General features: G+C 68.6%; 14 protein-coding genes. 13 read left to right on the top strand and 1 reads right to left on the bottom strand.

Annotated features, from left to right (window positions below; translation table 11 throughout):
* The 7 genes from ACKOQ4_RS15500 to ACKOQ4_RS15470 form a co-directional block, all read left to right on the top strand.
* A partial coding sequence (locus ACKOQ4_RS15500; protein WP_526293397.1) for a putative endonuclease domain-containing protein occupies positions 1-282 on the top strand: 282 nt, incomplete at its 5' end.
* A 113-nt stretch (positions 283-395) separates the two neighbouring features.
* Positions 396-1,145 (top strand): deoxyribonuclease IV, encoded by a 750-nt coding sequence (locus tag ACKOQ4_RS15495; RefSeq protein WP_526293395.1) that lies wholly within the window; start codon positions 396-398, stop codon positions 1,143-1,145.
* Between the two features lie 32 nt (positions 1,146-1,177).
* On the top strand, positions 1,178-2,212 hold the full coding sequence (locus ACKOQ4_RS15490) for a ligand-gated ion channel (protein ID WP_526293393.1): 1,035 nt from the start codon (positions 1,178-1,180) through the stop codon (positions 2,210-2,212).
* Between the two features lie 54 nt (positions 2,213-2,266).
* Positions 2,267-3,895 carry an acyl-CoA dehydrogenase family protein gene (locus ACKOQ4_RS15485; RefSeq protein ID WP_526293391.1) on the top strand — a complete coding sequence of 543 codons (1,629 nt, stop codon included), beginning with the start codon at positions 2,267-2,269 and terminating at the stop codon, positions 3,893-3,895.
* 94 nt (positions 3,896-3,989) lie between these two features.
* Entirely contained in the window at positions 3,990-4,895 is a 906-nt protein-coding gene (locus ACKOQ4_RS15480; RefSeq protein WP_526293389.1) for an enoyl-CoA hydratase/isomerase family protein, read from the top strand.
* On the top strand, positions 4,892-5,623 hold the full coding sequence (locus ACKOQ4_RS15475) for a PaaX domain-containing protein, C- domain protein (RefSeq protein WP_526293387.1): 732 nt from the start codon (positions 4,892-4,894) through the stop codon (positions 5,621-5,623). The genes ACKOQ4_RS15480 and ACKOQ4_RS15475 overlap by 4 nt, the downstream gene beginning before the upstream one ends.
* The gene (locus tag ACKOQ4_RS15470) at positions 5,620-6,378 is read left to right on the top strand and encodes a crotonase/enoyl-CoA hydratase family protein (protein WP_526293385.1); all 759 of its coding nucleotides are present in this window, start codon (positions 5,620-5,622) and stop codon (positions 6,376-6,378) included. The genes ACKOQ4_RS15475 and ACKOQ4_RS15470 overlap by 4 nt, the downstream gene beginning before the upstream one ends.
* A 16-nt stretch (positions 6,379-6,394) precedes the next feature.
* Here the strand turns inward: ACKOQ4_RS15470 and ACKOQ4_RS15465 are convergent, their stop codons facing one another.
* The gene (locus tag ACKOQ4_RS15465; RefSeq protein WP_526293383.1) at positions 6,395-6,754 is read right to left on the bottom strand and encodes a DUF3060 domain-containing protein; all 360 of its coding nucleotides are present in this window, start codon (positions 6,752-6,754) and stop codon (positions 6,395-6,397) included.
* Positions 6,755-6,806: 52 nt separating this feature from the next.
* On the opposite strand from ACKOQ4_RS15465, the gene ACKOQ4_RS15460 reads away from it, so the two are divergent.
* The 6 genes from ACKOQ4_RS15460 to ACKOQ4_RS15435 all read left to right on the top strand — a co-directional run bounded on the left by ACKOQ4_RS15460 (position 6,807) and on the right by ACKOQ4_RS15435 (position 12,783).
* Positions 6,807-7,412: a TetR/AcrR family transcriptional regulator gene (locus ACKOQ4_RS15460; protein ID WP_526293381.1), complete on the top strand. Its 606-nt coding sequence runs from the start codon at positions 6,807-6,809 to the stop codon at positions 7,410-7,412.
* Between the two features lie 240 nt (positions 7,413-7,652).
* On the top strand, positions 7,653-8,027 hold the full coding sequence (rpsL, locus tag ACKOQ4_RS15455) for a 30S ribosomal protein S12 (protein ID WP_007167812.1): 375 nt from the start codon (positions 7,653-7,655) through the stop codon (positions 8,025-8,027).
* Positions 8,027-8,497, top strand: coding sequence for a 30S ribosomal protein S7 (gene rpsG, locus ACKOQ4_RS15450; protein WP_280827069.1), 471 nt, complete (start codon positions 8,027-8,029; stop codon positions 8,495-8,497). Before rpsL ends, rpsG begins: the two co-directional genes overlap by 1 nt.
* Before the next feature lie 53 nt (positions 8,498-8,550).
* Positions 8,551-10,653, top strand: a complete 2,103-nt coding sequence (gene fusA / locus ACKOQ4_RS15445) for an elongation factor G (RefSeq protein ID WP_526293379.1) — start codon at positions 8,551-8,553, stop codon at positions 10,651-10,653.
* A gap of 78 nt (positions 10,654-10,731) precedes the next feature.
* Complete coding sequence (gene tuf / locus ACKOQ4_RS15440) at positions 10,732-11,922, top strand: elongation factor Tu (RefSeq protein ID WP_526293377.1); 1,191 nt, start codon at positions 10,732-10,734, stop codon at positions 11,920-11,922.
* A 96-nt stretch (positions 11,923-12,018) separates the two neighbouring features.
* On the top strand, positions 12,019-12,783 hold the full coding sequence (locus ACKOQ4_RS15435; protein WP_526293375.1) for a hypothetical protein: 765 nt from the start codon (positions 12,019-12,021) through the stop codon (positions 12,781-12,783).
* Positions 12,784-12,793 lie beyond the last annotated feature (10 nt).

The raw sequence follows: 12,793 nt of genomic DNA, 5'->3' as shown, positions 1-12,793 counted from the left end.
GGACTGCCGCGCCCCGAGCTGCAGTACCTCATCCGCGGCTGCCACGGTGAGTGCTGGCGGGTCGACTTCGCCTGGCCGGAAGCGCGCGTGGCCGCGGAGTACGACAGCGTCGCGTGGCACGCGGGGCGGGCCGAGATGCTGAGGGACAGGGCGCGCTTCGCCGGCGTCCAGGAGGCCGGATGGATAGTGGTCCCGATCGTCGTGGACGACGTGCGGCGCACCCCGGCCCGCATGTGCGAGCGCATCGCAGGGCATCTGGCGCGCGGCATCCACGCCTCCTGAGGGCGCCACCTGCCCGCCGAGCAGACGCAAACTCGCACCGGAAGGGGCCCATTCGTGCGAGTTTGCGTCTGCTCGCGGGGAGGGCAGGCGGGGTGGTGCGGTACAAAGGGGAGGTGCTGATCGGTTCCCATGTGCGCTCCGACAACCCCCTGGCGGGTGCGTTGGAGGACGAGGCCGACGCGGTGCAGTTCTTCCTGGGCGACCCGCAGGGCTGGAAGAAGCCGCCGCCCCGGGCCGATGCCGACCTGCTGCGGCGCTCGCCGATCCCGGTGTACGTGCACGCGCCGTATCTGATCAACGTCGCCTCGGCGAACAACAAGATCCGGATCCCGAGCCGCAAGATCCTGCAGGACACCTGCGACGGGGCCGCCGAGATCAACGCGGCGGCGGTGATCGTGCATGGCGGGCATGCCGACGACAAGGACCTCGAGGCCGGCTTCGAGCGCTGGGAGAAGGCGCTGAAGGCGCTGAACACCGAGGTGCCGGTCTACCTGGAGAACACCGCCGGTGGCAACCACGCGATGGCCCGGCACTTCGACACCATCGCAAGGCTGTGGGACCGCATCGGGGACATGGGCATCGGCTTCTGCCTGGACACCTGCCACGCCTGGGCGGCGGGGGAGGAGTTGATCGACGCGGTCGAACGCGTCAAAGCCATCACCGGACGCATCGACCTGGTGCACTGCAACGACTCCCGCGACGCCGCCGGTTCCGGAGCGGACCGGCATGCCAACTTCGGCACCGGGCAGATCGACCCGCAACTGCTCGTCGCGGTGGTGAAAGCGGCCGGCGCTCCGGTGATCTGCGAGACGGCCGACGAGGGCCGACGCGACGACATCGCGTTCCTGCGTGACAACCTCTGACCGGGCCACCGATACCGGTAAGGTCGACGCGCATGACGGCCACCGCCAGGAAAGCCGCGCAACTCCTCGTCGTCAGCTTCGTACTGGGACTGCTGCTGCTCGGTTCGCGGGGGATCGCCTCGGCCAGCCCCCCGCCCGCCCCCGGACCGGGACCCGAGCAAGTGACCCTCGGGGTCTACGTCCAGAACGTCCAGCACGTCGATCTGACCACCAACAGCTTCTCCGCCGACTTCTACGTGTGGCTGCGGTGGATGAATCCCGACCTCGACGCACCGGCCGGCCTGGAGATCATGAACCTGTTCGAGAGCTGGGCGCTCACCAAGACCGAACTCTACAAGGAGCCGCGCAAGCAGCCCGACGGCTCGCTGGTCTGGCTGGTGCGCTACCAGGGCCAGTTCAACGCAGCGCTGTCGGTGGCGGACTATCCCTTTCAGAAGCAGACGCTGCGCATTGTGATCGAGGACGGCGTCGAGAACGTCAATCAGGTCGTCTACGTGCCCGACAAGGACCCGATCACCGTCAACCCCCAGATCACGCTCGCGGGCTACAACTTCGAGGCACCCCGTCTCGTTTTCGACACGCACACCTACCCGACGTCGTTCGGTGATGTCGCGTGGGCTGACGGTGACCGCACCTACACCAGGGTGATGGTGGAGATTCCGGTGACCTCACCGGCGACGTCGGGGATTTTCAAGACCATCCTGCCGCTGCTGATCGTCCTCGTCGCCGCGGCACTCGGCGTGATCATCCCCGCCACCTACGTCGACTCGAAGGTCAACGTGCCGATCACCGCACTGATCGCGCTGGTGGCCATGCAGTTCGGGGTGTCCTCCGCCCTGCCCGAGGTCGGCTACCTGCCGATGATCGACCTGATCTACGTCCTGGCATACGGCGCGATCACCGCGATGCTCGCCAGCGCCGTCGTCGGCGCCTGGAAACTGCGGCACGACGGGGAAGACGTGGCGATGAACTTCGAGCGGCGATTCACGCTGTGGGTCAGTGTCGCGTTCGTGGTGGCCTTCGTCGCCGCCCTCCTGCTCTACCTGCTTCCCGCCGGGCCGCTGTAGCGGGTGGCATTACGGATCTTGTTCGACTGTGGGAATAATGTAACACTAGGATCTATGCCGGACACCCACGTCGTGACCAACCAGGTCCCCCCGCTCGTCGACCACAACCCCGCCACCTCGCCGGTGCTGATGGAAGCCCTCGTCCGCGAGGGCGGCGGTTGGGGCGCCGACGAGGTCACCGAACTGGGCGCCATCGCGGGCGGCGCCGCCGCGCAGCGCTGGGGTGACCTGGCCGACCGCAACCTGCCGATCCTGCACACCCACGACCGCTACGGCCACCGCGTCGACGAGATCGAGTACGACCCGGCCTACCACGAACTGATGAAGGTCGCCATCGGCCACGGACTGCACGCTGCGCCCTGGGCCGACGACCGCCCCGGCGCGCACGTCGTCCGTGCCGCCAAGATGGGCGTCTGGACCCCGGAACCCGGGCACGTCTGCCCGATCTCGATGACCTACGCCGTCGTGCCGGCGCTGCGGCACAACCCGGCACTGGCCGCGGTCTACGAGCCGCTGCTGACCAGCCGCGAGTACGACCCCGAACTGAGGGTGCCCGCCACCAAGGCCGGCATCACCGCCGGGATGTCGATGACCGAGAAGCAGGGCGGCTCCGATGTCCGCGCCGGCACCACCGCGGCCGTTCCCAACGGGGACGGCAGCTACACCCTCACCGGCCACAAGTGGTTCACCTCGGCGGCGATGTGCGACATCTTCCTGGTGCTCGCCCAGGCTCCCGGCGGCCTCAGCTGCTTCATGCTGCCGCGGGTACTGCCCGACGGGACCCGCAACCGGATGCTCATCCAGCGGCTCAAGGACAAGCTCGGCAACCACGCGAACGCCTCGAGTGAGATCGAGTACGACGGCGCGATCGCCTGGCCGGTGGGGGAGGAGGGCCGCGGTGTGCCGACCATCATCGAGATGGTCAACCTCACCCGGCTGGACTGCACGCTGGGCAGCGCCACCAGCATGCGTCAGGGCCTGACCCGTGCGATCCACCACACCCAGCACCGGAAGGCGTTCGGCGCCTACCTGATTGATCAGCCGCTGATGCGAAACGTCATCGCCGATCTTGCGGTGGAGGCCGAGGCCGCCACCATCGTCGCGATGCGGATGGCGGGGGCGACCGATGCCGCGGTCCGCGGTGACGAGCGGGAGTCTCTGCTGCGCCGCATCGGACTGGCCGCCTCGAAGTACTGGGTGTGCAAGCGCGCCACCCCGCACGCCGCCGAGGCGATGGAATGCCTGGGCGGCAACGGATACGCCGAGGAGTCCGGCATGCCGCGGCTGTACCGGGAGGCACCTTTGATGGGGATCTGGGAGGGTTCCGGAAACGTCAGCGCGCTGGACACGTTGCGCGCCATCGCAACCCGGCCGGAATGCCTCGAGGTGCTCTTCGGCGAGCTGGCCGCCACAGCGGGTCAGGACGCCCGGCTCGACGCCCACGTCGACGGACTGCACGCCGACCTCGCCGACGCGGCGAGCATCGAGTACCGCGCCCGCAAGGTCGCCGAGGACATCAGCATCGCGCTGCAGGGATCGCTGCTGGTTCGCCACGGCCATCCCGCGGTGACCGAGGCGTTCCTGGCCACCCGGATGGCCGGCGACTGGGGCGGGGCGTTCGGCACCCTTCCGGCCGGGCTGGATCTCGCCCCGATCATCGAGCGCGCCCTGGTGAAGGGATGACCCCGCTCGCCCCCGTCCGCGAGCAGACGCAAAGTCGCACAGAAAGAGGCCGAAACGTGCGAGTTTGTGTCTGCTCGCGGGGAGGGGCGATGCCGTGGACGAGCTGACGACGATGACCTACGAGGTGACCGGGAGGGTTGCGCGGATCACCTTGAGCAGGCCGGAGAGGGGCAATGCGATCATCGCGGCCACCCCGACCGAACTGGCGGCCTGCGTTGAGCGCGCCGACCTCGACCCGGCGGTGCACGTGATTCTGGTGTCGGGACAGGGTGCGGGTTTCTGCGCCGGGTTCGACCTGGGCGCTTACGCCGACGGTACCGCGGCCGGGGGAGAGGACCGCGACGGCACGGTGCTCGACGGGCGGACGCAGGCGAGAAACCACCTCCCGGATCAGCCCTGGGACCCGATGGTCGACTACCAGATGATGAGCCGGTTCACCCGCGGCTTCGCCAGCCTGATGCACGCCGACAAGCCGACGGTGGTGAAGATCCACGGTTACTGCATCGCCGGCGGCACCGACATCGCCCTGCACGCCGACCAGGTGATCGCCGCCGCCGACGCGAAGATCGGCTACCCGCCGGCCCGGGTCTGGGGCATCCCAGCGGCCGGGTTGTGGGCGCACCGCATCGGCGACCAGCGCGCGAAGCGCCTTCTGCTGACCGGGGATTGCATCACCGGGGCGCAGGCCGCCGAGTGGGGCCTGGCTGTTGAGGCGCCGGAGCCGCAGGATCTCGACGAGCGCACCGAGCGCCTGGTGGAACGCATCGCCGCGGTTCCGGTGAACCAGCTGATGATGGTCAAGCTCGCCCTCAACACCGCGCTCTACCAGCAGGGCGTGGCGACCAGCCGGATGGTCAGCACGGTCTTCGACGGGATCGCGCGGCACACCCCGGAAGGTCATGCCTTTGTCGCCGACGCCCGCGAACACGGCTTCCGCGAGGCGGTCCGGCACCGCGACGAGCCGTTCGGCGACGCCGGAAGAAAAGCCTCCGGGGTATGAGCGGGACACCGCGGATGCCGGCCCGGTCGGTCGTGTTGTCGGTGCTGCTGGGTGCCCACCCCGCGTGGGCCACCGCCGGCGAACTACTCAGGCTGACGGCTGATTTCGGTATCAAAGAGACCACGCTGAGAGTGGCGCTGACCCGCATGGTCAGTGCCGGGGACCTGGTCCGCTCCGACGACGGCTACCGGCTCTCCGATCGCCTGCTGGCCAGGCAGCGCCGGCAGGATTCCGCGCTGGATCCGGAGACCAGAGCCTGGGACGGCAGCTGGAGAACCGTGGTGGTCACCGCGGTGGGAACCGATGCCCGCGGCCGGGCCGCACTGCGAACCGCACTGCAGCACAACAGGTTCGCCGAGCTGAGGGAGGGTGTCTGGCTGCGCCCGGACAACCTCGCCGAGGCGTTGCCCGCGGAGGCGCACGGCAAGGTCCGGGTCCTGCATTCCCGCGACGACGCGCCCGCCGAGCTTGCCGGAAAGCTCTGGGACCTGCCCGGGTGGTCGGGGACCGGGCACCTGCTGCTGGACGACATGGCCTTGGCCACCGACATTCCCGGCCGGTTCGCCGTCGCCGCCGCGATGGTGCGCCACCTGCTGACCGACCCGGTGCTGCCCGCCGTGCTGCTGCCCGCCGACTGGCCCGCCGACCGGCTGCGGGCCGCCTACTCCGACTTCGCCGCGCTATTGGTTGCGCGGCGCGATACCGCCACACCGCTGGAGGTCAGATGAGTGTCAATGTCGTCCGCAACGGCCCGGTCACCACGGTGATCCTCGACCGTCCACATGCCCGCAACGCGGTCGACGGGCCCACTGCGATCGCGCTGTACGAGGCGTTCGAACAGTTCGACCGCGACGACTCGGCCGCCGTGGCGGTGCTGTGGGGCGACCACGGAACCTTCTGCGCGGGAGCCGATCTGAAAGCCATCGGCACCGCCGACTCGAACCCGACACACCGCACCGGTCCGGCCCCGATGGGCCCGAGCCGGATGACGCTGTCGAAGCCGGTGATCGCCGCGGTCAGCGGCTATGCCGTGGCCGGCGGTCTGGAACTGGCGCTGTGGTGCGACCTGAGGGTGGTCGAGGAAGGCGCCGTGTTCGGAGTGTTCTGCCGGCGCTGGGGGGTCCCCCTGATCGACGGCGGCACCGTGCGGTTGCCGAGGCTGGTCGGACACAGCCGCGCGATGGACTTGATCCTCACCGGCCGCGCGGTCGGCGCGCAGGAGGCGCTGGCGATCGGCCTTGCCAACCGGGTGGTCCCGAACGGGCAGGCCCGAACGGCCGCCGAGGAACTCGCCGCCGAACTGGCCCGGCTGCCGCAGGGCTGCCTGCGCGCGGACCGGCTCTCCGCACTGCACCAGTGGGGCCATACCGAGTCCGAGGCGATGGATTTCGAGTTCGCCAGCCTGACCCGGGTTGCGGGGGAGTCCCTCGCGGGCGCGAAGCGGTTCGCTGAGGGCGCGGGCCGGCACGGCGGACCGGCCTGACCCCCCGCCGGGCAGGTCAACTCCGGCTGATCCGGTTGCCTGAGCCCGCGTCGTCGACGCCCGGGTCGCCGGCCTTGTAGGTGACGGTGTTGTTCAGGCCTGCGACCGTCAGTTGCCCGTCGACCCGCGCGAGGGTGATGGTGTTGTCGGCTCCGCGGATGCGGACCGACGCGCAGGTCCCGGTGACGGTCAGGGTGTTGTTGGAACCGCCGACGTCGAGGGCCTTGCCCGAACCGCAGTCGAGCGTGGTCCGGGTGCCGAACGAGTCGTAGTTGATCGTGTTGGCGGCCTCGGCCGAACCGGCCTCATCGCCGGAGGAGCCGCAACCGGCCAGCAGCAGCGCCGCGACGAACACGGCGGTCAGTGGCGTCCGCATCGACGACGAGCGTACGGGCAACCGCGCCCGCGGGCACTAGAGTTCAACGCTGATGGCCACACGCGCGCGCCCGGCGCCGAGACTCAGTCGCGAGGCGATCGTTAACGCCGCCCTGACCTTCCTGGACCGCGAGGGCTGGGACGCCCTGACGATCAACGCGCTTGCCGGCCAACTCGGCACCAAGGGCCCGTCGCTGTACAACCACGTCGACAGCCTCGAGGACCTGCGCCGCACGGTGCGGATGCGGGTGATCGACGACATCCTGCAGATGCTGAACACCGTCGCGGCCGGGCGTACCCGCGACGACGCGGTGATGGCCATGGCCAGCGCCTACCGCAGCTACGCCCACCACCACCCCGGCCGGTACTCGGCCTTCACCCGGATGCCACTGGGCGGCGACGACCCGGAGTTCACCGCGGCGTCCCACGCAGCGGCCGCACCGGTGATCGACGTGTTGGCGTCCTACGGCCTGGACGGCGAGGCCGCCTTCTACGCGGCCCTGGAGTTCTGGGCGGCGCTGCACGGGTTCGTGCTGCTGGAGATGACCGGGGTGATGGACTCCGGGCTGATGGGCCGGGTCGACACCGACGCGGTGTTCTCCGACATGGTCGTGCGACTCGCGGCCGGGATGGCTCACCGCGACAACCGCCCCGCCTGACCTGCGGTAAGGGCCGGCACCGACGATTTTGGGAGCGGTGGCCTGCCTGGTATCGTTGGCGAACGTGCCTGGCCGTTAAGGCGCCTGCGGATGACGCATGCGCTCGCCGGGCCGATTCGCATGTCCAGTTTGCATCGGCGAAAAACCGGTGCTGACTGCGTGCGACACACCCGGCCGCGGGGTACGCGACGGGGTGAAAACTGCAGGACAACGAGGACGCACGACAGAGAAAGCCGGTAGATGCCAACCATTCAGCAGCTGGTCCGCAAGGGCCGCCGCGACAAGATCGCCAAGGTGAAGACGGCCGCCCTGAAGGGCAGCCCGCAGCGTCGTGGCGTGTGCACCCGCGTCTACACCACCACCCCGAAGAAGCCGAACTCGGCGCTGCGCAAGGTCGCCCGCGTGAAGCTGACCAGTCAGGTCGAGGTCACCGCCTACATCCCCGGCGAGGGACACAACCTGCAGGAGCACTCGATGGTCCTGGTGCGCGGCGGTCGTGTGAAGGACCTGCCCGGCGTGCGCTACAAGATCATCCGCGGCTCGCTGGACACCCAGGGCGTCAAGAACCGCAAGCAGGCCCGCAGCCGCTACGGCGCGAAGAAGGAGAAGAGCTGATGCCGCGCAAGGGACCCGCTCCTAAGCGTCCGCTCGTCAACGATCCGGTCTACGGGTCGCAGCTGGTCACCCAGCTCGTCAACAAGGTGCTGCTGGACGGCAAGAAGTCGCTGGCCGAGCGCATCGTCTACGGCGCGCTCGAGCAGGCCCGGGAGAAGACCGGCACCGATCCGGTCGTCACCCTCAAGCGCGCGATGGACAACGTCAAGCCGAGCCTCGAGGTCCGCAGCCGCCGCGTCGGCGGCGCCACCTACCAGGTTCCGGTCGAGGTCCGCCCGGACCGCTCCACCACGCTGGCGCTGCGCTGGCTGGTCAGCTTCTCCAAGGCCCGCCGGGAGAAGACCATGATCGAGCGGCTGGCCAACGAGATCCTCGACGCCAGCAACGGCCTGGGTGCCGCGGTCAAGCGCCGCGAGGACACCCACAAGATGGCCGAGGCCAACCGCGCCTTCGCGCACTACCGCTGGTAAGCCCGACCGCACCTGCTCTGACCGACTGAACGAAACGAAGAGGGACGATTTCTGTGGCACAGGACGTGCTGACCGACCTGAAGAAGGTCCGCAACATCGGCATCATGGCGCATATCGACGCCGGCAAGACCACGACGACCGAGCGCATCCTCTTCTACACCGGGATCAGCTACAAGATCGGTGAGGTGCACGACGGCGCCGCCACCATGGACTGGATGGAGCAGGAGCAGGAGCGCGGCATCACCATCACCTCCGCGGCGACCACCTGCTTCTGGAACGACAACCAGATCAACATCATCGACACCCCGGGCCACGTCGACTTCACCGTCGAGGTGGAGCGCAGCCTGCGTGTGCTCGACGGCGCGGTGGCGGTGTTCGACGGCAAGGAGGGCGTCGAGCCCCAGTCCGAGCAGGTCTGGCGCCAGGCCGACAAGTACGACGTTCCGCGCATCTGCTTCGTCAACAAGATGGACAAGATCGGCGCCGACTTCTACTTCTCGGTGAAGACCATGGAAGATCGCCTGGGCGCCAACGTCATTCCGATCCAGCTGCCGATCGGCTCCGAGGGCGACTTCGAGGGCGTGGTCGACCTGGTCGAGATGAAAGCAAAGGTGTGGCGCGGCGAGACCAAGCTCGGTGAGAAGTACGACGTCATCGACATCCCGGCCGACATGGAAGAGAAGGCCGACGAGTACCGCACCAAGATGCTCGAGGCGGTCGCCGAGACCGACGAGGTCCTGTTGGAGAAGTATTTCGGCGGCGAGGAACTGTCGGTCGAGGAGATCAAGGGCGCGCTGCGCAAGCTGACCATCAACTCCGAGGCCTACCCGGTGCTGTGCGGCAGCGCGTTCAAGAACAAGGGCGTGCAGCCCATGCTCGACGCCGTCATCGACTACCTGCCCTCGCCGCTGGACGTGCCCCCGGCCGTCGGCCATGCGCCGGGCAAGGAGGACGTCGAGGTCATCCGCAAGCCGTCGGTCGACGAGCCGTTCTCCGCACTGGCGTTCAAGGTGGCCACCCACCCGTTCTTCGGCAAGCTGACCTATGTGCGGGTGTACTCCGGCAAGGTCGACTCCGGCGCGCAGGTGATCAACTCCACCAAGGGCAAGAAGGAGCGGCTGGGCAAGCTGTTCCAGATGCACTCCAACAAGGAGAACCCGGTGGAGACCGCCAGTGCGGGCCACATCTACGCCGTCATCGGCCTGAAGGACACCACCACCGGCGACACCCTGTGCGATCCGCAGAACCAGGTCGTGCTGGAGTCGATGACGTTCCCGGCCCCGGTCATCGAGGTGGCCATCGAGCCCAAGACCAAGAGCGACCAGGAGAAGCTGAGCCTGTCGATCCAGAAGCTCGCCGAGGAAGATCCCACCTTCAAGGTGCACCTGGACCAGGAGACCGGCCAGACCGTGATCGGCGGGATGGGCGAGCTGCACCTGGACATCCTGGTCGACCGGATGCGCCGGGAGTTCAAGGTCGAGGCCAACGTCGGCAAGCCGCAGGTGGCCTACAAGGAGACCATCCGCAAGAAGGTCGAGAACGTCGAGTTCACCCACAAGAAGCAGACCGGCGGCTCGGGCCAGTTCGCGAAGGTCATCATCACCCTCGAGCCGTTCACCGGCGAGGACGGCGCGACCTACGAGTTCGAGAACAAGGTCACCGGCGGCCGCATCCCGCGCGAGTACATCCCGTCGGTGGATGCCGGCGCCCAGGACGCCATGCAGTACGGCGTGCTGGCCGGCTACCCGCTGGTGAACATGAAGGTCACCCTGCTAGACGGCGCCTACCACGACGTCGACTCCTCGGAGATGGCGTTCAAGATCGCCGGCTCGCAGGCCATGAAGAAGGCCGCCGCGGCGGCCCAGCCGGTCATCCTCGAGCCCATCATGGCTGTCGAGGTCACCACGCCCGAGGACTACATGGGCGACGTGATCGGCGACCTGAACTCCCGCCGTGGTCAGATCCAGGCCATGGAGGAGCGCAGCGGTGCGCGCGTCGTCAGGGCGCAGGTGCCGCTGTCTGAGATGTTCGGCTACGTCGGCGACCTCCGGTCGAAGACCCAGGGCCGGGCCAACTACTCCATGGTGTTCGACTCGTACGCCGAAGTTCCGGCGAACGTGTCGAAGGAGATCATCGCGAAGGCGACCGGCCAGTAGACCGGCTGTCGGGCAACACAACTGAATAACCACAACCTGCTTTAACCAAAGCACCAACAAGTCCAGGAGGACACAGAAGTGGCGAAGGCGAAGTTCGAGCGGACGAAGCCGCACGTCAACATCGGGACCATCGGTCACGTTGACCACGGCAAGACCACGCTGACCGCAGCTATCACCAAGGTTCTGCACGACAAGTTCCCGAATTTGAACGAGTCGCGGGCATTCGACCAGATCGACAATGCGCCCGAGGAGCGTCAGCGCGGTATCACCATCAACATCTCCCACGTGGAGTACCAGACCGAGAAGCGTCACTACGCGCACGTCGACGCCCCCGGTCACGCTGACTACATCAAGAACATGATCACCGGCGCCGCCCAGATGGACGGCGCGATCCTGGTGGTCGCCGCCACCGACGGCCCGATGCCGCAGACCCGCGAGCATGTGCTGCTGGCCCGCCAGGTCGGCGTGCCCTACATCCTGGTGGCGCTGAACAAGGCCGACATGGTCGACGACGAGGAGCTCCTCGAACTCGTCGAGTTGGAGGTCCGCGAGCTGCTGGCCGCCCAGGAGTTCGACGAGGACGCCCCGGTGATCCGGGTGTCTGCGCTGAAGGCTCTCGAAGGCGACCCGAAGTGGGTCAAGAGCGTCGAGGACCTGATGGACGCCGTCGACGAGTCGATCCCGGACCCGGTCCGCGACACCGACAAGCCGTTCCTGATGCCCGTCGAGGACGTCTTCACGATCACCGGCCGCGGCACCGTGGTGACCGGCCGTGTCGAGCGCGGCGTCGTCAACGTCAACGAAGAGGTCGAGATCGTCGGCATCCGACCCGGTGTCACCAAGACCACGGTCACCGGTGTCGAGATGTTCCGCAAGCTGCTCGACCAGGGACAGGCCGGCGACAACGTCGGTCTGCTGGTCCGCGGCGTCAAGCGCGAGGACGTCGAGCGCGGCCAGGTCATCGTGAAGCCCGGCACCACCACCCCGCACACCGAGTTCGAGGGCAGCGTCTACATCCTGTCCAAGGACGAGGGCGGGCGGCACACGCCGTTCTTCAACAACTACCGTCCGCAGTTCTACTTCCGCACCACCGACGTGACCGGTGTGGTCACGCTGCCGGAGGGCACGGAGATGGTCATGCCCGGCGACAACACCGACATCTCGGTGAAGCTGATCCAGCCCGTCGCCATGGACGAGGGCCTGCGCTTCGCGATCCGCGAAGGCGGCCGTACCGTCGGCGCGGGCCGGGTGACCAAGATCGTCAAGTAGTCACCGGCCCCGGAGACCGCGAGGCGGTCTGACCTGCACGAAAGCGGCGTCCGTCGACAAGACGGGCGCCGCTTTCGCGGTGATAGGCTCGCGGGCATGCCCATCGGTGGCCAGGCATCGCAGCGGCGTTCACGTCTTGCCGTCGCATCGGTGCTGACCGTCTCCGGGATCGGTGGCGCGCTGGTGTTGATGCTCTCCGGGCGCCTGGCCGAGCCGGGCACCGCGCTCCAGCCGCTGAAGACCGCCGCGCCGGCCCCGCCCGCCGCCTCCAGCACCACGGTCCGGCCCCGGCCGGCGTCGCCGTCGGCGACCGACGACCTGTTCGGCGCCCTGGGGTCGCCGGAAACCGGCGCCGAGGTTCCACTGGGCCCGCGCGGCACCGGCGGCCAAGTCGCCGCGCTGCCCGCCGCGCCGGCGCTTCCCGGCCTGCCGGCGCTGCCGGCCTTTCCGCTGCCGTCCCCGCCCCAGTTGCCACCCCTGCCGAGCGTCGACTGGGCGGCGATGCTGCAGAACTACCTGCAGAGCCAGTTCGGGGCCGGCGCCGGTGACGCGCTGATCGCCCAGTTGCAGGGCGCGTTGCCGCCCCCGCCGGGCCCCCTGCCGGCGGATTTCAGCGGGCTCCCGGCCGCCTTCGCCGCAGCCGCCGCGCAGCCGCCGATAGGCCTGCCCGCGCCGTCCGCGCCGCTTCCGGAACTGCCGCAGCTTCCTGATCTGTCGCAGTTGTCGCAGATGTCCCAGCTTGCGCTGCCGAACCTGCCGAACCTGCCTACCCCGGACCAGGTGGCCGCGGCGCTGGAGGCTTTTCCGGCCTGGGTTCTGGCGCTGCCGGCCCCGCCGCTACCGAACAACCCAACGCCCTGAAACGGGTCTC

It is taken from the genome of Mycobacterium sp., assembly GCF_046095365.1.
GTDB lineage: Bacteria > Actinomycetota > Actinomycetes > Mycobacteriales > Mycobacteriaceae > Mycobacterium.
The sequence above is the reverse complement of the archived record's forward strand: the minus strand, read 5'-3'. Positions and strand labels throughout refer to the sequence as shown.

Coding starts and splice junctions, on each gene's coding strand:
- ACKOQ4_RS15490 (WP_526293393.1), top strand. CDS start 1,178: ATGACGGCCACCGCCAGGAAAGCCGCGCAACTCCTCGTCGTCAGCTTC.
- ACKOQ4_RS15485 (WP_526293391.1), top strand. CDS start 2,267: ATGCCGGACACCCACGTCGTGACCAACCAGGTCCCCCCGCTCGTCGAC.
- ACKOQ4_RS15475 (WP_526293387.1), top strand. CDS start 4,892: ATGAGCGGGACACCGCGGATGCCGGCCCGGTCGGTCGTGTTGTCGGTG.
- ACKOQ4_RS15470 (WP_526293385.1), top strand. CDS start 5,620: ATGAGTGTCAATGTCGTCCGCAACGGCCCGGTCACCACGGTGATCCTC.
- ACKOQ4_RS15465 (WP_526293383.1), bottom strand. CDS start 6,754: ATGCGGACGCCACTGACCGCCGTGTTCGTCGCGGCGCTGCTGCTGGCC.
- ACKOQ4_RS15460 (WP_526293381.1), top strand. CDS start 6,807: ATGGCCACACGCGCGCGCCCGGCGCCGAGACTCAGTCGCGAGGCGATC.
- rpsL (WP_007167812.1), top strand. CDS start 7,653: ATGCCAACCATTCAGCAGCTGGTCCGCAAGGGCCGCCGCGACAAGATC.
- rpsG (WP_280827069.1), top strand. CDS start 8,027: ATGCCGCGCAAGGGACCCGCTCCTAAGCGTCCGCTCGTCAACGATCCG.
- ACKOQ4_RS15435 (WP_526293375.1), top strand. CDS start 12,019: ATGCCCATCGGTGGCCAGGCATCGCAGCGGCGTTCACGTCTTGCCGTC.